Genomic DNA, 23,653 nt, shown 5'->3' with positions numbered 1-23,653 from the left:
AACTAACTCAATAGAGGTGCTTTCTCCATGAAATTTACGAATGGTTATTGGCTCGACCGACCTCAATATGAGATTCAGTCGCCAAAAGAAGTTTTCGACGTTAAACAAGATGGTGATAAATTAACGCTTTACGCCCCGTTTAAGTACATTAATGAACGTGGTGATGAATTAAACCTAGGGATGTCAACTATTGAACTCACTTCTCCAATGGAAGGTGTTATTGGGGTTAAATTAATTCACTTTGATCAACTTGATAAGAATCCTTCATTTGAACTGGAAAATGAACATCCAAACGTCAAGATCACAACTGGCGATAAGGAAGTCACTTATCAATCCGGTGATTTAGCCGTTAAAGCACCATTTAAAGGCCATTTTGAGCTCGATTTTCAACGTAATGGTAAGACGATTACTAAATCGATGGAAAAGGCTGAAGGCGTTATCTTAGATAAGTCAACTGGCAAACACTACATGAGAGAACAACTTTCCATGGGCGTTGATGAATTGATTTATGGTCTTGGTGAGCGTTTCGGATCCCTTGTTAAGAACGGCCAAACCGTTGACATCGTTAACAAGGATGGCGGTACTGGTTCTGAACAAGCTTATAAAAACATTCCTTTCTACCTTAGCAGTGAAGGCTACGGGGTCTTCGTTGATCAACCTGAAACCGTTTCTTTCGAAGTTGCTTCAGAAAACGTTGACCGGACTCAATTCAGTATTGAAGGCCAATCAATGCAATACTACGTCATTGACGGTCCCACTCCAAAAGGTGTTTTGGACAAGTACACTCGTTTAACTGGTAAGATTTCACTTCCACCAGCATGGACATTTGGTCTTTGGTTATCAACTTCATTTACAACCGATTATAGTGAAGAAACCGTCCTTAAATTTATTGATGGTATGGCTAAGCGTAAAATTCCACTGGATGTCTTTCACTTTGACTGTTTCTGGCAAAAAGGATTTGAATGGTCAACACTTCTGTGGGACCATGATAAATTCCCAGATCCAGAAGGTCTGATCAAGAAGGTTCATGATCGTGGCGTTAAAGTCTGTGTTTGGCTCAACCCTTACATTGCTCAAAAATCCCCTCTCTTTAAAGAAGGGAAAGATAACGGTTACTTGATTAAACGTCAAGATGGTAACGTCTGGCAATGGGATCTCTGGCAAGCTGGTAACGGCTTCGTTGATTTCACCAACCCCGCTGCCGTTAAGTGGTATCAAAGCAAGCTCAAAGACCTACTAGACATGGGTGTAGATTGCTTCAAGACCGACTTTGGTGAACGGATTCCAGTTGAGGATGCCGTCTTCTACGATGGTTCAGATCCTAAGCGCGAACATAACTACTACACTTATCAGTACAACCAAGCTGTCTACAGTATCATTCAACAAGAAAAAGGCAAAGACGAAGCCGTTGTCTTTGCACGTTCAGCAACGGTTGGTTCTCAGAAATACCCAGTTCACTGGGGCGGTGATTGCTTAAGCCGCTACAAGTCAATGGCTGATTCACTTCGTGGTGGACTATCATTCTTGCTTTCAGGCTTTGGTTTCTGGGCTCATGATATTAGTGGGTTTGAAGAACAAGCTACTCCTGATCTCTACAAGCGCTGGACCCAATTTGGCCTCTTAAGTTCTCACTCTCGTTACCATGGTTCAGGTCAGTACAAGGTGCCGTGGGTCTTTGATGAAGAAGCCGTAGATAATACTCGTAAATTCGTCAACCTAAAGCTTTCATTAATGCCTTACATCTTTGATGAAGCTGTTAATACCCACGAAACTGGTACACCACTGATGCGGCCACTTTTCTTGGAATATACTAATGACCGCAATACTTACCACCTTGAACAGCAGTACATGTTAGGTAGCAAGTTAATCGTGGCACCTATCTTCAACGCTGAAGGCGACGTTAATTATTACCTGCCAGCTGGTAATTGGACCAATATTCTTACTGAAAAGAGCTACCACGTTGAACATGGTCAGTGGTTCAAAGAGAATTACGATATGCTCAACTTACCTGTATTGGCTAGAGATAATAGCATCATTCTTCGTCACCCAGGTGCTGAACATGCTGAGTACGATTATACAGACGCACCTGACATCAACATTTACGAATTAGCTGATGGTAATACTGCAACTACTCGAGTCGTTGATGAAAAGGGTAAACCAGCAGGAACTGTTAAGGCTGAACGTCAAGGTAATGAACTATCCGTAACTGCTGAAGGACTGAAAGGTAACTCAGTTGTTAACTTCCATTCTGATGGTCAAGTTAAGACGTTTAAGCTCAGCAATGGATCTGGTAAATTTACACTTTAATTTGTTAGCTCAATAAACCAACTCACATGGTTAAAAGTACCTCAATTGTTAGATTCAATTCTAACAATTGAGGTACTTTTTGAGTAACTAGTTCCATTGATCTCATTTTCAATATTTAGCCTGTTTAATCCGCCGCCAAACAGCATGAATCCCAACAGCGGACGCAAAGGACAACAACCAAGTTCCAACGTAAGTAATTAAAATCCCCCAATCCACGTTAACCATGATCAACCGTTTACCAATCGTCAGCCAAATCAACTGCTCCCAAAAAACGTTTGAGAGAAACGCTTTGTAGGCAAAGCCAGCTAAATAATGAACGATTCGGGTAATGGGCCGCTGTCGTTGAATTTGGCTGAGTGCCACTGCCGCAACCAAGGCAATGACCGCTAAATCATAGATCACCATCGAAGGCTTATAGTACGGCGCATTCGTTAATTTTACCGGATAACCAAACGCGAATAACTCCCGGCAGATCCAGTAAAAACTAGCGATACAGATGAGTAAAATCGCACCCCACCATTTCTGCAGCCATGGATTAACAGCCTTGCGATACTGCCAGGCAAGCGTGCCCAAAATACCGTAGATCAAGAAACTGATAAATAACCTGTCAGTTAAATACCAATCTGCCATGTGGGGGCCATGAAAGACTTCACGATCATAAAATTCCAGCCAGAGTCCGGTAATAATAAGGGTTAGCGCCACAATGAACCAGCCACGCTTTGGCACCGTCTGACACCATCGGCCAATCAGCCAAAAAAGTGGCATAAGCAGTATAAACTGCAGCATCATCGTGTTATACCACAAATGTGGGGCAGCGTTACCGTTAATAAACTGCCAGACAAAACTTTTCCAGCTATGGTAGTGTCTGACCTGTTGGACCCAGGGCATCGCCAGCAGATAAATACTGGTCCACCAAAGGGTTGGCACGAATAAACTGTGCCATGACTGTTTCAGATACTGCTGATAAGTAACCGCGGTATCAACAGTCGTTCGCATTGTGGTGTACAAGATGCCAAAGATAAACGCTGGTGCGGTAAATTTCACCAAATTGTAAACAGCGCCGATAACCATCTGCGTCGTTGCTTCCGGCATTGTCCTTAATGCCAAGTTTAAAATTGGCTGCAGCATCACCGCGGTACAGGCGGTTAATTTAAGATAGTCACCGATATCGGCAATCTTTCCTGTATGTAAAATTCGTTTCACGAAATCATTTCGCCTCCCTCTTCATAATGCTATTGTAAAGTAATTTATCATTTAGATAAACGTCCCATAACGCAAAAAGCAGCGTCATTCGCTAACGAATGACGCTGCTTACCTTTAATTTAATGACAGCTAATTATTCTCACGTCTGTAAGCTAACAGTTGCTTACTGATGCCCTTGGTCTGATCATAAACCTGCGCGTAGATCTGATGCAGCTGATCATACTTCTTAGCATTATCAGGATTGGGTACGTAAGTCTTGCCAAAGTGGACAAATTTTTCCGCACACTCCTGGAAGTTCTTGAACCAGCCGAGACCAACAGCGGCAATCATGGCAGCACCCATACCGGGACCCTGTTCGTTAGTTAAGCTAACCACTTTTTTATTAAAGATGTCAGCTTGAATTTGCAGCCAGAGTGGACTCTTGGCACCACCGCCAATGGCAACGACCGTATCAAACTCCTTATCGTTTTCATCATAAATATCCATGATATCTTTGAATGAGAAGATAATGCCTTCCAATACGGCGCGGACAAAGTCGACCTTCTTGTGAGTGCCGTCAACTCCTGTAAAACTCCCCCGGATATCGGCATCTGGGTGCGGTGCCCGTTCGCCAACAATGTATGGCGTATAAAGTAACCCGTTAGCCCCCACTGTCGACTTAGCCGCACTATCGACCATGTCGTCAAAGGATTCGTCACTGGCAAAGGTCTTCTTAAACCAGTTCAGCGAATATCCCGCTGCCAGCGTCACACCCATTGAGTAGTATGAATCCGGAATGGCGTGATCTTCAAATTGGAGCACCCCATGATAATCAACCGTTGGATCTTCTTCATACTTTAAAACAACACCGGAAGTTCCAATACTTGAAAGGACCATGTTAGGTGATAGGATACCGGCACCAACCGCCCCAGCAGCATTATCAGCAGCACCGCCAAAGACTTCGGTATGCGTATCTAGACCGGAGAAAGTAGCGAAACTGCTGGAGATCTTACCAGCTGAGTCAATGGATCGCATCAGTGGTGGGCACATGGACATTGGAATATCGAAGGCATCACAGATTTTTTGACTCCATTGGCCATTTTTAACGTCTAGCAAAACGGTCCCGGTAGCATCCGAATAATCCATGCCCAACTTACCCGTCATCCGATACCGCACGTAATCCTTTGGCAGCAAGAAGGTCTTAGCCTGTTTCCAGATGTCGGGTTCATTTTCCTTGACCCACAGCATCTTCGGCAACGTAAAGCCTTCCAGTGGCTGATTCTTCGTAATATCGACAAACTCGGAACCCATCTTGGCTTTAATTTCTTGACACTGCTTCGCCGTCCGGGTATCGTTCCAGAGAATGGCTGGGCGCAAAACCTGGTCATTTTCACCCAACAGAACTAACCCATGCATTTGACCGGAAAAACTGATCCCAGAAATTTCTTCGGGCTTAATGTGATCATCCAAAATCAATCTCACGATAGCGACAGTCGTTCCTGAAACCCAGTCTTCGGGATTCTGTTCACTGTAACCTGGCTTGGCCTGAATCAGTGGGTAATCGAATGCCTGCTGAGCGACGATTTCGCCGTCCCGGTTCATAGCGGAAACTTTAACGGCGCTGGTTCCCAAATCAACGCCTAATACGTATTCGTTCATAGTAAATTACTCCTTTATACCATTATACCAACAAAGAAGCAGTCAGCAGACAATCGGTCCACTGGCTGCTTCTTTTTAAAATTACATTATTTTAAATCGGCTTATTTGCCTAAAACGTTAACAATGTAATGGTTGATCGTATCCTTGATTTGTTCCAAGTGATCTGAAGAAGTTGCGGCACGTAATTCAGCTTGGGTCTTGTCAAGTGAGTAATCTTCAAGGGTCTTGAAGGTTGCCTTACCACTTTCGATGTCGGCACCAATACCTGAATCGTATGAGCTGTAACGTTCCTTAACGATGTTTTCAAGAACACCGTCTTCCTTCATCTTCATAGCAACACGCAGGCCGGCAGCAAAGCTATCCATACCTACAACGTGGCCATAGAAGAGGTCGTTTGGTTCAAATGATGAACGACGAGGCTTAGCATCAAAGTTCAAGCCACCACGAGGGCCGATACCGCCGTTTTCAACAACTTCGTACATTGCAGCAGTTGTTTCGTAAAGGTTTGAAGGATATTCATCAATATCCCAGCCGATCAGCTTATCACCCTGGTTGGCATCCAATGAACCAAGTAAGCCAGCTTCACGAGCAACACGGATTTCGTGTTGGTAAGTATGGCCAGCTAAGTTAGCATGGTTACCTTCCAAGTTCAACTTGAAGTCTTTGTCCAAGTCGTATGTCTTCATAAAGGCAATGGTGGTAGCTGCATCAAAGTCGTATTGATGAGTTGTTGGTTCCTTAGGCTTTGGTTCGAGCAGCATTTGTGCATCGAAGCCAATTTCGTTGGCGTAATCCTTAGCCATATGGAACATCTTAGCAGCATGTTCTTGTTCCAACTTCATGTTGGTGTTCCAGAGTGATTCGTAACCTTCACGGCCGCCCCAGAAGACATAGTTTTCAGAACCGACACGCTTACCAATTTCTAGACTGTGCTTCAACTGAGCAGCAGAGTAAGCAAAGATGTCAGCGTATGGTGAAGTACCAGCACCAGCAACGAAACGAGGGTTAGTGAACAGGTTCGATGTGTTCCATAAGACCTTTAAGCCACTAGTCTTTTGGTAATCCACGATCCGGTCAACGACTTTGTCCAAGTTCTTGTTGGTTTCACGTAAGGTGTCACCTTCAGGAGCTAAGTCACGATCATGGAAGCAAATGAAGTCGTTCCCTAATTTTTGATAGAATTCAAAAGCATATTCAACCTTAGCTAAGGCGTTGTCCATTGGATCAGTGTACTTGTCGTATGGACGCATTGCAGTACCATCACCGAATGGGTCTACCAAACGTTGATCAAATGTGTGCCAGTAAGCAACGGCGAACCGCAGCCAGTCACGCATCTTTTTACCGCCGATAACTTCGTCTGGGTTGTAATAGTGAAATTCAGCACCAGAACCTAAACTAGAATTACCAACATACTTAATCTTATCCATGTCCCATTTCTGTTCAGCCATGAAGAAGCCTCCTAAAATATATTTAAATCAAAACTTAAAATCAAATTAGATTAGTTTGTTCAAACAACCAACTCACAAGTCTTAGTATAGCGCTTACATTCTAGAATGCAACCCCTTTTAGATTTAAATCACATGAACTACACCCTTAATCCCCAGAATACCAGGTTTAAATGACCACAAAAAAATTCAGGATCATTAAGCGATCCTGAATCTAACTCTATAAGATGACGGTCTGTGCACCAAAATTCAATTTGGCATCTTCCATCCCTAAAACTTCCCGAGTGACTAATGCACAGCCACCCAGCAAAGTCGCGTAATGGGAATTTTTAGTTAATTTGATTGGTACCCGTATTGACGGTGCCATTTGCGCGTAGAAGCTTTCAATTTGCGGTTCTAGTTCCGGCAAAGCTTCTATTAATGGTGAGTTCAAGAAAATCACATCTGGATCGAAGTTATTTGCTACGTTATAGATAATGCCGGCAACGTTTCTAACGAAACCCCTTAAAGCTGACTTAGTTACCTGATCATCTGCTTTGAACAGTCTGACCACATCTTCACGGGTCATGTTATCAGCATGTTTCTTGTCCTGAATTTGAGTAATAATTGCATCTTCAGAACAGTAATCTTCAACTTTTCTTGGTTCTCCATCCCAATTGCCATCAATGGAAACTGACCGGCCGATTTCACCTGCCTCACCATGGATTCCTCGATGAAGATTTTGATGAATGATCAGACCAGCACCAATCCCACGGTGAATGCTGATCGTTACCATATTAGACAACTGCTCGTTAGCCTTATTAAAATCCCGCTCGTAGACAGCAGAAACGTTGGCTTCGTTCTCCAGCAAAACCGGCACTTGAAACTTCTGTGTATAATAATCTTCCAAATCCACTTGGCTCATATCCAAGAATGGTGAATAAGTTACTTTATTATGATCAACCGTTCCGTGAATGGCAAAGCTGATGCCTAAAAGTCCATGGCTTGAGTGATCGTTAGTTGATATATTTTCTAACTCAGCATCAATTAATGGTAAAATTTGTTTAAGCGTCAGTCCCTTAACGTTAACTTGCTTATAAGATAACACATCACCAGTTACATTATTTTGCATAGCATGTAGATGACGGTACCCAAAATCAAAGTTCATGGTATAGCCGTATTTTCGGTTGACCGCCAGCAGTACGGGTTTCCGGCCGCCGACGTTTGACGCGTCGCCCTCACCAAGTTCTTCAACGTACCCCTGGTCTTTTAAATCTCGGTATAGAGCAGAAACCGTTGACTTGTTAAGTGCTAGATTCCGTGAAATTTCAATTCTCGAAATTGGCTGATGGTTGAATACTTCGGCAAAGACTGATTGAATATTTTGTTGATGAAGCTGCATTCGATTACGAACTGCACTCGACATTTTGTTTCCCCCCTTTGGTACTAACGCTATTTTATTGTACACTATTGTTAATTAAGTCTACAACTGGGGTCTAAATACCCTGAAAATAACACATTAACGTTCTTCATTTTAATAACCATAACATATTCTTAATAACGAAAAAAAGGAGTTTTTCATGAAAATCGCAGAATTTGGTGTCGAATCCTGGCTTAATCAGTGGGAAAAAAGCGCCAAGTATGACATTTCTCAAAGCACGATCGATTCAATGACCATTACCGAACTACTTAAAATGACGGGTGATGATCCCAGCGTCCTTTACGACCAGTTATCACACGTCAAGATGAACTATGGCTGGATCGAAGGCTCACCAGAATTCAAAGCCCAGGTCAGCAGTCTTTATGACCATGTGAAACCAAACCAGGTCCTGCAGACCAACGGTGCAACTGGTGCCAATTACCTCGCCCTTTATTCACTGATTGAACCTGGTGATCACGTTATTAGTGAATACTCTTCCTATCAACAATTGTACGATATTCCGCGCTCACTGGGAGCTGAAGTCGACTTTTGGCACATCCATGAAGCCGATAACTGGTATCCAGACATTAATGAACTGAAGCGGCTCATCCGGCCAAATACCAAAATGATCTGTTTGAACAACGCCAACAATCCAACTGGTACTCTGCTAGACAAAAATTTCTTACAGCAAGTGGTTGCTTTAGCGAAAACGGTTGGTGCCTATATCCTCATCGATGAAGTCTATCAGCCGTTGGACCATCCGGAAAACTTTACGTCCATCGTCGATCTTTACGACCGTGGTATCGCCACTAACTCGCTGTCAAAGACCTATTCATTTCCTGGTGTCCGCATTGGCTGGACCGTCGCCAGTGATGCAGTTTCAGATTTATTTAGAAAATACCGCGACTACACCATGATCTGCGGTGGCGTCTGGAACGATATTTTAGCCGTCTACATTCTGCAGCATAAAAACGTCGTGCTTGCCCGCAACCGCAAGCTGGTTTTACGCAACCTGGAAATCTTTAAAAACTGGGTAGCATCCGAGCCGCGGGTCAGTGTTGTGCTCCCTCAAGCCGTTTCCACATCGTGTGTTAAATTCGACATTCCCGAAACCACTGAAAGTTTTTGCTTACGACTGCTAAAAGAAACCGGCGTGCTATTAGTTCCAGGGGAGCGTTTTGACTTGCCAGGACACGCTCGTTTAGGGTATTGTACTGATGAAACAACTTTAAGAATCGGACTCAAAAAATTGTCGCAATTTTTACGCCAATTTGATTAAACCTTACGGAGGCAAAATATGGCAGCAAATGAAGCGTTACTCATTATTGATTACACGAATGATTTTGTGCATGATAAGGGTGCTCTCACCTGTGGCGGGCCGGGCCAAGTGCTGGAACCAGCCATCATCAAGCTAGCCAATCAATTTGAAGCAGACGGCAGCTGGGTCATTTTACCCACTGACGTTCACACGCCAAACGACCCGTACCATCCAGAAACCAAGTTATTCCCACCTCACAATGTGCGTGGCACTTGGGGCCGGGAGTTCTACGGCGAACTTAAGCCGTGGTTTGAAACACACCAAAACGATGACAAGGTTTATATGTATGATAAAACCCGCTACAGCGCGTTTGCTGGTACCGATCTTGATCTGCGTTTACGCGAGCGTCATGTGGATACCGTCCATCTAGTGGGGGTCTGCACCGATATTTGCGTGCTGCATACCGCCGTGGATGCCTATAATTTAAACTATAATATCGTGGTTCACAAGGATGGCGTGGCAGCCCTGACGCCAGCTGGACAGGAATGGGCATTAGGTCATTTTGAACACGTTCTTGGGGCTAAAATTGAGTAGAAAAGAGTTTTTCGATGCAACCGTACTTCAACAAAGTTACTCAGGCTGGTTATGATAAAATTGCAGCTGAAATTGAAGCTGCTAAACAGGATCGACCCGGTAAAATCAAAGCACTTTCAGACGCCCGGGCGCTGGGCGACCTGTCAGAAAACGCGGAATACAGTGCCGCTAAGCGTGACCTGCGCCACCTTGAAAGTCGTCTACGCTATTTAAAAAAGCAGCTCAAATACGCGCAGGTCTATGAACCAGCAGATAACGCGGTGATTGAGATTGGTAAAAGCGTCACGCTGCAGTTTGAGGATGACCAGTCTAAAGAAGTGTTTGAACTGGTGGGTAATCCTGAAGCTGATATTGCCAATAATAAGATCTCGCTGTCTTCCCCCATTGGTCAAGCACTGCTAGACCATACTACTGATGACGTGGTAACGATCAGTTCACCGAATGGCGATTATCAGGTAAAAATTTTAGCTGTTAAAAAAGTGATTAGTTGATAAAAATCGAAAATAGCCAGTCAAATCATTCCTAACTGAAAATGATTTGGCTGGTTTTTTTGATTATTTTTCTCTAATTTACCTGTCAAACACAATATGTAAAACCATTATACAAAATATCTTTACTTTTTGTACGATATTACGCAATTATGTATTGTTCAAAAAAAATACAGTGTTACGATTAAGTTAGTGTAACCGCTAACAATTTTACACATCTAACGATTTGAAAGAAGGAATTTGAATATGGAAGCAATTGTAATTAAACAATTTGGTTCAGCAGATGAGTTTTATGAAACTGAGGTTGATCTGCCTCAAGTCACTGATGACACTGTTTTAGTCGGTGTCAACGCATTCAGTATCAACCCAATGGATGTCGCTGCCCGCATGGGTATGCTGCAAGCACCATTCTCTGATAATTGGAGCTTCCCACTAGTCTTAGGCTGGGACTTCGCCGGTACCGTTGCTAAAGTTGGTAAAAATGTTACCGGTTACAAAGCTGGCGACCGCGTCTTTGGCGGTATCCCTTCAGATCACGCAGCTAATAACGGTTCTTACGGCCGATTCGTTGTCACAACACCCGATACCATGGCCAAGATTCCGGCTGGTTTGTCCTTCGACCAAGCCGCCGCTTTACCAGTCGCCGGCGGGACAGCATATGAAGGCATCGTTGAAAATTTGAAAGTAAAGCCTAACGATACGGTCTTAGTCCAAGGCGGTGCTGGTGGCGTTGGTCTGTTTGCCGTTCAAATTGCCAAGGCTCAAGGTGCTAAGGTGATTGCAACTGCTAGTGCTCCGCACAACGAGTTATTAAAACAATTGGGTGTGGATCAAGTCGTGGACTATCATAAACAAACTGTTGGCGATGTCGTCAAAGACGTTGATGCCGTTTTCGATACTGCTGGTGATATTGCCGGTGGCCTGACCGCACTGAAATCTGGTGGTAAGCTTGTCACAGTTGGCGGCCAACCAACGCCTGAACAAACCAACCTACCCGATAAGTCCGTTAGTTTCCAATCCACCCATGCAACGACTGCCACTTATGAACATGTTGCCGCCCTGGTGACTTCAGGCAAGGTGAAAATTCAACTGCAAACTCTACCACGGTCAGCTGATAATGTGATCGACGCTCAAAAACAAGTTGAAGCGCATCATATGACGGGTAAGTTCGTCATTCACGTTAAGGACTAATCCTTTAATCAACATTATAAATAGAATCGTAAAAACGACAGCTAGTTTTCCAAATTGGATACTAGCTGCCGTTTTTACTAAAGTTTTATCTTTAACTAAATTATTGTCGTAATTTTTTTAACTCGTTTACCGGTAAATAAGGCCACCATCAACCATAATGGCTTGTCCAGTAATGTAGTCAGCCTTTTCACTGGCTAAGAAGGAAACTAAGTTCGCAACGTCGGCTGGTGTTTCACCACGACCCAAGGCAATCCCTGCAAGATAGCTCTTAATTGATTCACCAGGTGCCACGTTGTGCAACTCACCCAATTCAGCATCGATCTGATCCCACATTGGTGTCAGCACGATACCTGGGCAATAAGCATTAACCGTAATCTTATCTTGAGCTAATTCTTTAGCAGCAGCTTGCGTTAAGCCACGAATGGCAAATTTAGTTGCTGAGTAGCCACCTAATAATTCAAAGCCTTCATGACCGGCAATTGAAGAAGCGTTGATGATCTTACCCGGTGTCCCCTGCTTCTTGAATTGGGCAGCTGCGGCTTGAATGCCAAAGAGCGTTCCCTTGACGTTAATGTTCAACAAACGGTCCATATCCTCTTCTGTAGTGTCACAAACCTGTGCCACGTGAGCGATACCGGCGTTGTTAACGAAAACGTTAAGTTGACCTAATTCAGATACCGTCTTAGTAACTGCATCGAAGACTTGCTGCTTGTATTGAACATCCGCTTCAATGGCAATTGCCTTGCCCCCATCGGCATTGATCTTATCGGCAACCTTTTGAACCTTTTCCAAATGACGGCCAGCAAGCGAAACCGCAAACCCATCCTTGGCGAGTTGTAAAGCAATCCCTTCACCAATACCTTGACCGGCACCCGTAATTAAAGCTACTTTTTCATTTGCCACTATAATCAGCTCCTACTTGTTATTTTTTTCACAACTAAATATACCTGAATGTCTTTCATTCGTCAACGATTTAGTGCAACTTGTTAGATTATATTTTCATGGCATGGCTTTATTAGCGGTAATTTGTGTGGATTTACACAATATATGATATTAATTTAAAAAGCAGTCAGGATCATCAGAGATTGATGATTTTGACTGCTTTTTTGGATTTTTACTTTTACATAGCCTAATCGGGCTACTTCGGGCAGAGAGTTGCATGTAAGTCAGGCGGACATAAATCCAAGTGCGGGATTTTTGCCCGCCTGCCTTACACTCCACTCTCTAACCGCCCTCATTCGCACCTTGCCTCTTGCCTAATCGGGCTGCAACAAGCAGAGAGCTGCATGTAAGCGGGTAAGGACATAAATCCAAGTTCGGGATTTTTGCCCTTACCCGCTTACACTACGCTCTCTAACCGCTTGTTTCCGCACCTTCTAGGCCGTTGGATCCACCTTTTTTTCAACCCAGCCTAAAACGACATCCAGAATAATCGCCATCAGCGCCGTTGGTAAAGCACCCGCTAGAATAATGGCCGTCCCATTCGTAGCGTTCGTCCCACGAATGATGATGTCCCCTAAACCACCGGCGCCCACGAAGGTCCCGATAGCAGTAATCCCAATAGCTAACACCAGTGCATTTCTTAAACCGGCCATAATCACTGACAAGGATAACGGAATTTCCACTAACCTGAGCAGCTGAATTCGCGTCATCCCCATACCAGTTCCGGCATCTAACAGCGCCGGATCCACGTTACGCATCCCGGTATCCGTATTTTTGATAATTGGCAGCAGTGAGTACAGAAATACCGTCACAATCACGGTATTCACACCCAAGCCCAAGCCAATCATAATAATTGACAGCATCGCTAATGATGGAATGGTTTGAATCACGTTAGCAATACCGATCACGATGCCATTTAACTTTGTATGATGCGCAATGAAGATACCGATCGGAATACCAACAATTGCTGCTAAGATCACACCGTACACTGAGATCAAGAAGTGACGGTTAAACTGTGCCAGAACGTAGGAACCGTTATGAGCATAATAGTAAATGAGCTGTTCCCAAAGATTCATATGCGCCATTAATTGCCGCTCCCTTCAAAGTAATGATGTTGCTCAAGATATTGCTTGGCAACCACTTCTGGTTCCATCAGGTCATTATCAACTTCATAGTTCAGTTTTTGCATGGTCTTCAAATCAATTTTACCGCTTAACTTCGCAATCACTGGTTTGAGTTCCGGATGCTCTTTGAGCACTTTATTCGTTGCCACAGCACTTGCGGTATATGGCGGGAAGAAGTGCTTATTATCTTTTAGCATCTTCAAATGATAACTATCAACCCGGCCATCCGTTGAATAACCCAATATGGCATCCATTTTTCCAGCAGCCACCGCATCGTAAACCAGCCCGATCTGCATCGGGTGAACGGCACCAAACTTATAGCCGTACGTCTTTTGGAACCCATCATAGCCATCACCTTTACGGTTCAGCCAAATTTGGTCGATGCCGACGTTCATCTTACCAGCAACCGGTTTGAGATCACTGACAGTATTTAAGTGGTCGCGCCTGGCAGTCTTTTGGGTCACCATCCAAACATAGGTATCCGCGAACCCGTACGTCTTAAAGTAAGTCATATGGTATTTATTCTTAAAATAGGTTTCAACGGTTTTCGTCGCTTTTTGCGGGTTTCGTTCAACCGGCCGACCCATGATCGTGGTTAAATCAGAACCGATATAGCGAATAGCTGAAATATCAGCTTGGTTATTTTTAAGCGCGTTAAATGACACGTTAGCCGACCCTAGATTATTAATAATGGTCGTGTGCAAGTTCGTATCATGTTCAATCATATCTTGAATCATATAGGACATGATCTGCTGTTCAGTCGTATTTTGTGAAGCAATCCGGATCGTGTCGCTGCCAGTTCCTGCTAATCCCGGAAACCCGCAGCCGGCTAGTCCAATCATTCCTAGTAAGGAGAAGCCCAGCATGATCAGCCATCTTTTGATGTTTTTCACGGTTTCCCCTCCTATCCTTCTGTTGTCTGTGGCGTTAACGCGGTTTCAACTTTGCCTAAGACCCAGTCAACCAGCAACGCTAGAATAATCACCGGAATTGAACCACCGAGGATCAGATCACTGCGGTACAGGTTTAATCCGTTGAAAATAAAGTCACCAAGCCCGCCGGCACCAATGTATGACGCCAAGGCAGCCCAGGCAATCACGTAAGTCGCTGACAGCCGGATACCAGACATGATCACCGGTGCGGCCAGCGGCACTTCAACTTTGATGATCGATTGCCAACCGGTCATGCCCATGCCCTTAGCTGCGTCTTTCAACGTAGGATCCACATCGTTCATGCCAATATAGGTATTTCGCAAAATTGGCAATAACGAGTAAATAAATAGCGCAATGATCGCCGGTTTAGCACCGATCCCAAATAACGGAATCATAAAGGCTAATAAGGCCAGCGCCGGAATGGTTTGCAGCATACTGGCAATCGAGATCACGATGCTAGCGGTTCGTTTAGTTCGCGTCAAAGCAATCCCTAACGGCACCGCTACGATTGTACCCAGTCCCAGTGAAATACCTGAGATATAAATATGCTGCCAAGTCTTCCCTAATAACGACAGGCCATAGACGGACAAAAAATGCATCATTTGGCGTCACCACCTTGATCTGCAGTAGCCGCATCCGCCTTGGTGTCCTCGCTATCATCCTTTTTATCTTCATCGCCCCAAAGCGCATCGTAAACAATGTCCACTAAGGCGGCCCGGGTCACGATACCGACTAATTTATTGTCGTTATCCACTACGGGAATGTTCTTAAACCCGCGCTTTAAGATCCGTTCAACGGTATCACGTACTAAGGAATCTGACTTCACGTAGAAAACGTCTTCGTGCATGACGTCACCGACACTAGTAGCCGTCTTAAAGTTATAGTCAATATCTTCAATATCGATGTAGCCCTTCAACGTACCGCCATCGTCAGTGACCAGCAGCGAATCGACTCGCCGGTCATGCATCATTTTCAAAGCTTCTTTTAACAGTTTATCAGGCGTAATAGCCGCCACGTTTTTTAGCATGACTTGACCAACTGTGGTAATACTTGGCCGGGCTTGAATTAGCCGGTCCTTACCGATCAGGTTTTCCACGAATTCATTGGCTGGGTGCCGTAGGATTTCGTCTGGTGTTGCCACCTGCATGATCTTGCCACTATCCATAACCACGATTTTGGTGGCTAATGTCAACGCTTCGTCCATATCATGGGTCACAAAAATAATCGTCTTGCCTAAACGTTCCTGCAAGTCTTTGATCAAATCCTGTAATGATTCACGGGTGATCGGGTCCAAGGCACCATAGGGTTCATCCATTAAAATGATGTCTTGGTCAGCTGCTAAGGCCCGCACAACACCGATTCGTTGCTGCTGCCCACCTGAAAGTTCAGAGGGATAGCGATTCAGAAATTCCTCTGGCAGATCAACTAACTTGATCATTTTCTTAGCCCGTTCGTTCATTTTATCCTGTGGCCACTTCAGTAAACGTGGCACTAAGGTAATATTTTGGCGAATCGTCATGTGGGGCATGAGCCCGATGTTTTGAATCACATAACCGATTTTTCGCCGCAACTTAACGGGGTCCATCTGGCTAATATCTTTGCCATTGATTTTGATCGTGCCGGATGTTTGCTGCAGCATCCGGTTGATCATCCGCATAGTGGTTGTTTTACCAGATCCAGACGTCCCAATGAAGCATACGAACTCACCCTTATCAACTTCTAGGTTAAAATCCTCGACGGCAACTTTACCACCACTGTATGTCTTGTTGAGATGTTCCATTGATAAAAACATCGGTTTTATCCCTTCCTCTCCGCATCAATCATGAACAAATGTCTAAAAACATTTGGCTTAATTGTACCACTTATGCATTCTGACATAAATTTATAAGGCGCTCACCTGAGCGACTAAGAAGCCGTCAAACGAGTGATTCAGCTTAGGATTCAGTCAGTAACGTAAGCGCTTTTATTGGACTTTTAGCAGTTAGTTAGTATAATTAGATTGTGCACAACTCAATCCATGAAATGGGGTAATTTTAATGGCAAAAAAACTCTATACCACAACGATGATCAACAAGGGCGGCCGTGCAGGTGAAGTTTGGTCTAATGATCACAAATGGGATTTCAAAATTGGAACGCCCGGTATCGATAAGGAGTCAACCAATCCTGAACAGTTATTCGCAGCTGGCTTTGCTTCCTGCTTTAATGGTGCTTTAGACTTAGCCTTACAGCAAGCTGGCATCTCTGCTGAACCCACTGTTCGTGCAAAAGTCTCCCTCTATCAGGAGGGCGATGAGCCTGACTTCCACATTGGTGTTGATTTATTCGGTCACATTGACGGATTAGATGAAACTGAAACTAAAAAATACATGGCAATCGCTGAAACAATCTGCCCTTACTCCAAAGCAACGCGCGGTAATATCGAAGTTACGGTGAATGCTGAATAAGGGTCAACTAAAACCGGCTCATCAGGTTAATTAAATCTGATGAGCCGGTTTTAATTTATGTGCTCAAGTTAAGCCCAAAAAAGTTTTGTAAACTACTAAAGGTTTAGTAATCAGCATTTAGCAAACTGGTTTTACTTATTGTAAGACTATAGATACAGCTTTTATATCTATTAAATAAATCTATTTTATATAATTTCACCTCATTGCCTCATTTATTCCTTCATGAAAGGGCTTGCATTTTAAATCACAGGTGCTTATAATGCTTTTTAGGTTAGTTGCTTTCATAAACCAACTTATCAAATACCAACTCACACTGTTCCAACTCACATTTTAGATTTTTTAAATTGCGTTTTGAAAGCGGTTACTGCAATTATATTACTTTCGTACACTGTAACTAATCGTCTATCTTGATAGGGGGATTTGTCTATGTCTAATGCAGGTACTACAAAGCAACATCACTTACCCGTGAGCGTCATATATTTCTTTGGCGCTTTAGGTGGTCTGCTTTTCGGGTATGATACCGGTGTTATTTCCGGTGCCATGCTGTTCATTGGTCACGAATTAAATATTGCCAACGGTTCATTCCAGTATGGTTTCTTAACCGCATCTACTTCAATCGGTGCCGTTTTTGGAGCCTTCTTCATTGGGCCATTATCAGATAGGTTTGGGCGTCGGCATTTGCTGATCACAGCCGCAATCATCTTCTTCTTTGCCGCTTTAGGTTCAGCCTTCTCGCCTGAATACATCGCCTTAGTTTCATTCCGGTTCTGCTTAGGTATCGCCGTTGGTGCCGCATCATCATTGATTCCAACGTACTTAGCCGAACTTGCCCCAGCCGAAAGACGTGGGACTGTCGGGTCCTTGTTCCAATTAATGGTTATGACCGGTATCTTCTTTGCTTACGTGTTTAACGAATGGTTCTCACCACAGGGTGGGTTAAACCTTTCCGAAAGTATCAGTTGGCGTTGGATGTTAGGGTTAGCTGCCGTTCCTGCCGCTATCCTTTGGATTGGTGCCATCTTCTTACCTGAATCACCTCGTTTTCTTGTTCGTAAACATGATGAGAAAACTGCGCTTGCAGTATTGCGTCAATTTAACCCAGACGAAAAAGTCGTTCAAAAAGATTTAAGTGACATTAAAGCTCAAGCTGCTATTCCTTCTGGTGGCTGGAAAGAATTATTTGGTCCAGTTGCTCGTCCCGTATTAGTAATGGCTTGTGGGTTAGCTATTCTGCAACAGGTCATGGGTTGTAACACTGTTCTGTACTATGCCCCAACCATCTTTATCTCAGCTGGGTTCAGTACTCACTTTGCCCTACAATCACATATTGTTATTGGGATCTTTAACGTGATTGTCACTGCGATTGCCGTAAGTATCATGGATAAAATTAACCGTAAAACCATGTTGATCGGTGGTGCCGTTGGTATGGCTGCTTCACTGTTCATCATGTCAACTGCTATGTTACTGTTACACGCCGGTAATGGGAACTTGGGTTCATGGATCTGTGTCATTGCTTTGACACTCTACATCGCCTTCTTCTCAGCAACTTGGGGGCCTGTAATGTGGCTCATGATTGGTGAAGCCTTCCCATTGAACATTCGTGGGTTAGGTAACTCATTTGGTGCCGCTGTTAACTGGTTCGCTAACTTCTGTGTTGCTGAAACCTTTACTGTCCTGTTAGTTGCCTTCGAACCAAAAGGTGTTGCTAACCCAGAAGGTCAAGGGATCGCACGTCTGTTTATCGTTTATGGTCTCTTCTGTGTCCTGGCTATCTGGTTCGTGCACAAGAAGGCTATTGAAACCCGTCACCGTACACTTGAAGACATTGAATCTGGTCTTCGTCAACGTGCTGCTGACAAGGGTTATGATCCAGAAACTGGTGAACTTAAAAAGTAATTAGTTTTGGATATATCCAATAAGGCTTAAATGAAGAGAATCTAGACTGTAATTATACGGTCTGGATTCTCTTTTTGTACCTATATAAGGACGATTGAAATGAACCGTTTGTCACATAACTTAATCTCCTAGTAATTGTCAGTTAACATAACTGCAACATTTCCCGTGTATGCTGTTTGATAGTGATTAATAAATAAGGGGATTTTTAAAAATTATGTCAAAAGCGAATATAAAAATGAAACTAGCAGCATTCTTATTGATTTTCGGGTTCGCCTTTGGAATGGGCACCAACTTTACTTCAAGTATCAGCACACAGACGCAAACAACGACTGCCCAAGCTTCAACTCGAGTTTCTTCTAGCCAAGCTAAGCAAATTGCTAAAATTAACGCTAATCTATCTAAAAACCAAAAGGCAGCCAAGCACTGGATTGCCTATCACGAATCACGCTACAGCTACACTGCTCGTAACGGTAACTGTTATGGCCGTTACCAATTACTAAGAGGTTATTTGCATGGTAACTACAGTCCAGTCAACCAAGAAAAGACAGCTAACAAGTACGTTAGTGGTCGTTATGGCACTTGGACCCACGCTAAGAGTTTCTGGCAAGCACATCATTGGTACTAGAGTGCAACAACAGGCGCTTTTCCCCAGAGTATAAGACGAAAAAATATGATGACAGTCGTTTTTGACTGTCATCATATTTTTTTTGACTTATACGGCCGGGGCATGCCGGCTTGGCGCACGTTTCAACTCAGCGAAAGTAGCGCGCACCGTTAGATTTCTTGTTTTCCCAAACTATTTCTTCATCTTATCAACTTTCTTAGACAGCCGGGAAACTTCCCGCGTTAACTGTTTGATCTGCTTAGTCAAAGCTTCATTTTGCTGCTGTTGGGCATCCGCTTGGCCGGTCCGATCAGTGAAGAAGTCGGTGATCGTACTGGTCAGCAAACCAATAAAGCCCACACCGCCGAGCATTAAGACGGCCGCAATCAGTTTACCCCACGCGGTATGCGGTGAATCATCGCCGTACCCCACAGTCGTGGCCGTGGTGATTGCCCACCACAGTGACTCTGACAGCGTTTGGTGTTCCACGATGGAGAACAGCAACGCGCTGATACAGATAATGACCACACTGATGGTAAACAGATAAATGAACCCGGTATCGTAGGTAAAACGGTGAAAGTCCCGAGTCCATTTGCCAGAGATTCCTAACTTCCAGAAGATGTGATGTGTGCGGATCATGCGAAATATTCTGGCCAGCCGAAAGAGTGAAAACGCTGGGTGCATCGGCAAGATACCTAATAGATCAAAAGCGTTGTTAATCAAAAACCATTTCCGATTTTTGGTGAAAATCAGCCTGACCACATAGTCGATGACGAAAAACGCCAGTAGAACTTGAAAGCTAATGTAGCCAACGAGTCCTACCTTCACCTTTAGCATCATTAAAGTTGCTAAGACACTGGACGCAACGGCTAGAATCGCCACAATGCTATGATAAATGACCAACCATCTTTCTTGCTGTTTTTTGGTTACATTACGCATGTTACTTCGTCTCCTCAGTACCATAAATCGTCTTCAAAGTACCAATATCACCCGATGACAATTGCGTGTTTCCTTGATCAACTGGATACATCACGGAATTCCGATAATGACTATGATCTAATCCCAAAGCGTGTCCCAGTTCGTGAATGGCAACTGATTTTCTGATTGCTGCAGAGGGATAATACACATTTAATCCCGCCCGAGCGTGGTTCGCCGTATAGGCGTTCCACCCCGTCTGCTGGATGATCTGCGGACCACCGTGGCCTGATTCGATCATGGTCGTGTTACCATTACTTGGCATCTGCTTCGAGTAAACGAAGAAGGTAATTGAGTTTTGACGATCTGTCCCGGTACCTGGTACCAGCTTGACGATCCCCGTTTGATTGTAAACATTAACGGCGTTTTCAAAAACCGCCTTCGCTCCAGCCGAAACGTTATCATCAAAATGATAATAATAAGTTCGCGACAATTTCCGATTTTGAACGATCGATTCAATCGGCGTATCGCTCGCTGACGTTTCGGACTTTTGTGTCTGTTGCGTCGTTGTTTTAAAGTTAGGATCAACTTTTTCGATCACCTTATCGATTTCACCGGTAAAATTAATTGGTGCCGGTTTTGAATCCAATGCCATTGGCACGAACACAACCGCTAAACCTAATGTGACCCATGTTAACCAGCCTTGATACCGCACAGCAGACACCTCCTTGAATTGATTAATTAAACCTAGATTACTGATTCTAACGGTAAAGGTCAATTAATCTGGGGTAATTACACTAAATTTTAAGTGTTTTATGAAAAGCTTTGCTGTTATTAAATATTTTCGTGCCGTTTTTAGCTTATAAGTCTATAATGAAATTAAATATCATTATTTTATTAGGGAGGTTTTATTTTGACAAAAAAGGGTTGGAAAAGGGCAGTTACAGTTATTTTAGGGGCAACGTTGGTTGGTGGCATCATTGTTGAGACACCTAATGCAGTAACCACAACACAGGCACAGGCATCAAAGAAAATTCCATATGCGCAATATCAAAGTGACATCAACGGTATCAAAGCAGCGTTGGGAAAAGCTTCGACCGATGTCCAAAGTAATGTAACTGGTGATTTTCCAGATCCAAACGATAAGGATGCCTACATGCAGAATGGCAGTTTTGATAATTACCTAGGTAATTTAAGCGCTGCTGTTGATTATAATACAGATACTAAAGAACAAGCGAGTGAAAACCTGAGTGCCCTCGTTGCAACTTATAATGTCTTTAGAAATCGACTAACCTCAGGTGAACAGAGTCAACTGGAATCTATGGCCAATAAAATTAATGGCGAAATAGCAGTCTCCACTGTTGATAATGGTTATGGTGATATTTCAGATAACTTAAGTGGTTATGCTGATGCTCTAAATAGCGCGGTACTAGACTATGGTAATAATTACGATAGCGTTGCTAACAGGCCAAAAGCAAAAAAGAGCTATATTTCCAAACTTTCTGTCAAGAAGTCTTCAAAGAAGAACGTTAAAGTAACGGGTACTGCCAGACTTTACAGATCTGCAAACTACGCACGTATCAATACCTATAAGGGTAACAAATACGCTAAGTTAAGCGGGCACAACTTCAGCAAAACCGTCTATGCACCAAAAGCGAAAACGGTAAAAGTTACCGTTGGACATTACAGCCACGGTCACTTTACCTCAGTCACTAAAACTAAAACAGCGCACATTAAATAATTAAATGATTTATCGTCAAGCACCTCGATCATCCTGATCGAGGTGCTTTTTAGTCAAAAAAGCCGATAGAATTTATCCATCAGCTTTCAACTTTATTTCACCTATTCACTCAAATGATTCACCGTACAGGTCACCAAATGATCATCCAAAATACCCAACGCTTCCAGCCAAGATTGAACAATGGTTGGACCCACAAACTTGAATCCGGCTTTTTTCAGCGCCTTACTAACCTGCTGAGATAGCGGTGTCTGCGCTGGCACTTCCGCCATTGACGGATACCGGTTCACAACTGGCTTATCATCCACAAATGCCCATAAATAGGCATTCATCGTCTTACCCGCTGCGTGCCATTTTACCAGTTGCCGGGCGTTATAAATGATGTCCTTGATCTTCAGCCGATTACGGATAATCCCCGCATCATTTAACAACCGGGCGACATCGTTATCATCGAATTGCGCAACCTTTTCAACCTCAAAATTAGCAAACGCCGTCTTAAAGTTCGCCCGCTTATTCAACACGGTCTGCCAGCTCAACCCCGCCTGCATCATTTCCAATGTCATTAGCTCAAAGGTTTCGCGTTCATCGGTTGTTGGTACGCCCCACTCATAATCATGGTAGTGTGTCATTAATTCATTGGTATTTTCTGCCCAGTCGCAACGCGTCATGTGCATTCTCCTAGCGATTAAGAAATCTTTTCAGCCGCCATCAGCTTCGTCAAATAATCGTGACTAGCTCGCATTTCACGGCTGTCATTTTGATCAGCGAGATCAATTTCGTAGATATTAGTGGCTTTCGGATTGACGACTTTCATGACCCGTTGCCAGTCGACCTTCCCCTTACCTAACTGCAGGCTATCATGGTGTTCGCCCATGGAATCGACAAAGTGGTAGTGCACTGTTTGCGGTGCCAGTCGTTCAACACTTTTAACGAGTTTATCGTTATCGCCATGCAACACAATAAAGCCATGACTGATATCGTAACAAAGACGGTAATGATGGGCCATCACTTCTTTTTCAATTTCATCATCGCCATAGTCAAAGGCTGGTGAAATCGAATTTTCAAACATCACGTGGTTACCGCCTAATTGCTGAAAGTAATCCAGCCGGTCAAAGATCACTTTGCGCCCCGTTTTTAAATCACCAAAAGCGTTAACGACGGCATCATTGTCGGAATAACCACCGTGAATGAGGACTTGCACATTTAATTTAATTGCCAGTTCGATCAACGCATCCGCACTGGCCATCATAAATTTGTAGCCATCCGGATCCTTCAACGCGGAGACCGCGACCTCATTATGATGGTGATCATAAGCCATCGGATGGTGAATCACAATGTGTCGCACACCAGTCGATTGAACGTATTTGATCATCTCTGCCAAATGAACTAACCCATTTTTTGTCATATCATGTTCATCCGTATAGAATTCAAACACAGACGGATGGTATTGCAACCGCTCATTCGTCTGTTCTAGTGATGTACTTGCTTTTAAGCCTAAATTCGGCATCATTTAATCATCTCATTTCGCCTTTATT

22 protein-coding genes are annotated in these 23,653 nt (G+C 43.7%); 9 read left to right on the top strand and 13 right to left on the bottom strand.

From position 1 onward, the window contains the following. Nucleotides 1-27: 27 nt before the first annotated feature. Complete coding sequence (gene yicI / locus CES79_RS11505; RefSeq protein WP_054656237.1) at nucleotides 28-2,307, top strand: alpha-xylosidase; 2,280 nt, start codon at nucleotides 28-30, stop codon at nucleotides 2,305-2,307. 108 nt (nucleotides 2,308-2,415) lie between these two features. Here yicI and CES79_RS11500 read toward each other — a convergent pair whose 3' ends face one another. The 4 genes from CES79_RS11500 to CES79_RS11485 all read right to left on the bottom strand — a co-directional run bounded on the left by CES79_RS11500 (nucleotide 2,416) and on the right by CES79_RS11485 (nucleotide 7,998). Next, entirely contained in the window at nucleotides 2,416-3,510 is a 1,095-nt protein-coding gene (locus tag CES79_RS11500) for an acyltransferase family protein (RefSeq protein WP_408005814.1), read from the bottom strand. Between the two features lie 129 nt (nucleotides 3,511-3,639). Then, nucleotides 3,640-5,148: a xylulokinase gene (gene xylB, locus CES79_RS11495; RefSeq protein WP_089137283.1), complete on the bottom strand. Its 1,509-nt coding sequence runs from the start codon at nucleotides 5,146-5,148 to the stop codon at nucleotides 3,640-3,642. 101 nt (nucleotides 5,149-5,249) lie between these two features. Continuing rightward, nucleotides 5,250-6,596, bottom strand: a complete 1,347-nt coding sequence (gene xylA / locus CES79_RS11490) for a xylose isomerase (RefSeq protein WP_089137282.1) — start codon at nucleotides 6,594-6,596, stop codon at nucleotides 5,250-5,252. Between the two features lie 217 nt (nucleotides 6,597-6,813). Next, nucleotides 6,814-7,998, bottom strand: coding sequence for an ROK family transcriptional regulator (locus tag CES79_RS11485; RefSeq protein WP_054656238.1), 1,185 nt, complete (start codon nucleotides 7,996-7,998; stop codon nucleotides 6,814-6,816). A gap of 154 nt (nucleotides 7,999-8,152) precedes the next feature. Here CES79_RS11485 and CES79_RS11480 point away from each other — a divergent pair, with 154 nt between their 5' ends. The 4 genes from CES79_RS11480 (at nucleotide 8,153) to CES79_RS11465 (ending at nucleotide 11,523) form a co-directional block, all read left to right on the top strand. Next, nucleotides 8,153-9,271, top strand: coding sequence for an aminotransferase (locus tag CES79_RS11480; RefSeq protein WP_089137281.1), 1,119 nt, complete (start codon nucleotides 8,153-8,155; stop codon nucleotides 9,269-9,271). An 18-nt stretch (nucleotides 9,272-9,289) separates the two neighbouring features. Continuing rightward, nucleotides 9,290-9,844, top strand: coding sequence for a cysteine hydrolase family protein (locus tag CES79_RS11475; protein ID WP_089137280.1), 555 nt, complete (start codon nucleotides 9,290-9,292; stop codon nucleotides 9,842-9,844). 14 nt (nucleotides 9,845-9,858) lie between these two features. After that, nucleotides 9,859-10,335 carry a transcription elongation factor GreA gene (gene greA, locus CES79_RS11470; RefSeq protein ID WP_089137279.1) on the top strand — a complete coding sequence of 159 codons (477 nt, stop codon included), beginning with the start codon at nucleotides 9,859-9,861 and terminating at the stop codon, nucleotides 10,333-10,335. A 243-nt stretch (nucleotides 10,336-10,578) separates the two neighbouring features. Next, nucleotides 10,579-11,523 (top strand): NADP-dependent oxidoreductase, encoded by a 945-nt coding sequence (locus CES79_RS11465; protein WP_054656239.1) that lies wholly within the window; start codon nucleotides 10,579-10,581, stop codon nucleotides 11,521-11,523. A gap of 126 nt (nucleotides 11,524-11,649) precedes the next feature. Here the strand turns inward: CES79_RS11465 and CES79_RS11460 are convergent, their stop codons facing one another. From CES79_RS11460 to CES79_RS11440, 5 genes are all read right to left on the bottom strand, one after another. Next, nucleotides 11,650-12,429 carry an acetoin reductase gene (locus CES79_RS11460; RefSeq protein WP_089137278.1) on the bottom strand — a complete coding sequence of 260 codons (780 nt, stop codon included), beginning with the start codon at nucleotides 12,427-12,429 and terminating at the stop codon, nucleotides 11,650-11,652. A 470-nt stretch (nucleotides 12,430-12,899) separates the two neighbouring features. After that, nucleotides 12,900-13,550, bottom strand: a complete 651-nt coding sequence (locus CES79_RS11455) for an ABC transporter permease (RefSeq protein WP_089137277.1) — start codon at nucleotides 13,548-13,550, stop codon at nucleotides 12,900-12,902. Then, entirely contained in the window at nucleotides 13,550-14,455 is a 906-nt protein-coding gene (locus CES79_RS11450) for an osmoprotectant ABC transporter substrate-binding protein (RefSeq protein ID WP_089137291.1), read from the bottom strand. Before CES79_RS11450 ends, CES79_RS11455 begins: the two co-directional genes overlap by 1 nt. A 38-nt stretch (nucleotides 14,456-14,493) precedes the next feature. Then, a complete protein-coding gene (locus CES79_RS11445; protein ID WP_089137276.1) occupies nucleotides 14,494-15,123 on the bottom strand; it encodes an ABC transporter permease in 630 nt (209 codons plus the stop codon). Beyond that, nucleotides 15,120-16,313: a betaine/proline/choline family ABC transporter ATP-binding protein gene (locus tag CES79_RS11440; protein ID WP_089137275.1), complete on the bottom strand. Its 1,194-nt coding sequence runs from the start codon at nucleotides 16,311-16,313 to the stop codon at nucleotides 15,120-15,122. Before CES79_RS11440 ends, CES79_RS11445 begins: the two co-directional genes overlap by 4 nt. 244 nt (nucleotides 16,314-16,557) lie before the next feature. On the opposite strand from CES79_RS11440, the gene CES79_RS11435 reads away from it, so the two are divergent. From CES79_RS11435 to CES79_RS11425, 3 genes are all read left to right on the top strand, one after another. Continuing rightward, nucleotides 16,558-16,965, top strand: a complete 408-nt coding sequence (locus tag CES79_RS11435; protein WP_089137274.1) for an Ohr family peroxiredoxin — start codon at nucleotides 16,558-16,560, stop codon at nucleotides 16,963-16,965. A gap of 426 nt (nucleotides 16,966-17,391) precedes the next feature. Then, nucleotides 17,392-18,861: a sugar porter family MFS transporter gene (locus CES79_RS11430; RefSeq protein ID WP_054656243.1), complete on the top strand. Its 1,470-nt coding sequence runs from the start codon at nucleotides 17,392-17,394 to the stop codon at nucleotides 18,859-18,861. Between the two features lie 214 nt (nucleotides 18,862-19,075). Further along, entirely contained in the window at nucleotides 19,076-19,486 is a 411-nt protein-coding gene (locus tag CES79_RS11425) for an aggregation-promoting factor C-terminal-like domain-containing protein (protein ID WP_054656244.1), read from the top strand. Nucleotides 19,487-19,657: 171 nt separating this feature from the next. On the opposite strand, the gene CES79_RS11420 is transcribed toward CES79_RS11425, so the two are convergent. Both CES79_RS11420 and CES79_RS11415 read right to left on the bottom strand, forming a co-directional pair. Continuing rightward, complete coding sequence (locus CES79_RS11420) at nucleotides 19,658-20,404, bottom strand: potassium channel family protein (RefSeq protein ID WP_089137273.1); 747 nt, start codon at nucleotides 20,402-20,404, stop codon at nucleotides 19,658-19,660. 1 nt (nucleotide 20,405) lies between these two features. Then, nucleotides 20,406-21,095 carry a matrixin family metalloprotease gene (locus CES79_RS11415; RefSeq protein ID WP_225362428.1) on the bottom strand — a complete coding sequence of 230 codons (690 nt, stop codon included), beginning with the start codon at nucleotides 21,093-21,095 and terminating at the stop codon, nucleotides 20,406-20,408. 198 nt (nucleotides 21,096-21,293) lie between these two features. On the opposite strand from CES79_RS11415, the gene CES79_RS11410 reads away from it, so the two are divergent. After that, complete coding sequence (locus tag CES79_RS11410) at nucleotides 21,294-22,121, top strand: hypothetical protein (protein ID WP_089137272.1); 828 nt, start codon at nucleotides 21,294-21,296, stop codon at nucleotides 22,119-22,121. A 101-nt stretch (nucleotides 22,122-22,222) separates the two neighbouring features. On the opposite strand, the gene CES79_RS11405 is transcribed toward CES79_RS11410, so the two are convergent. Further along, nucleotides 22,223-22,786, bottom strand: a complete 564-nt coding sequence (locus CES79_RS11405) for a DNA-3-methyladenine glycosylase I (protein ID WP_089137271.1) — start codon at nucleotides 22,784-22,786, stop codon at nucleotides 22,223-22,225. A 17-nt stretch (nucleotides 22,787-22,803) separates the two neighbouring features. After that, a complete protein-coding gene (locus CES79_RS11400; RefSeq protein WP_089137270.1) occupies nucleotides 22,804-23,628 on the bottom strand; it encodes a sugar phosphate isomerase/epimerase family protein in 825 nt (274 codons plus the stop codon). Nucleotides 23,629-23,653: the final 25 nt, after the last annotated feature.

It is taken from the genome of Secundilactobacillus silagei JCM 19001 (assembly GCF_002217945.1).
In the GTDB taxonomy this organism is placed as follows: domain Bacteria; phylum Bacillota; class Bacilli; order Lactobacillales; family Lactobacillaceae; genus Secundilactobacillus; species Secundilactobacillus silagei.
This window is presented reverse-complemented; position numbering and strand designations above follow the sequence as displayed.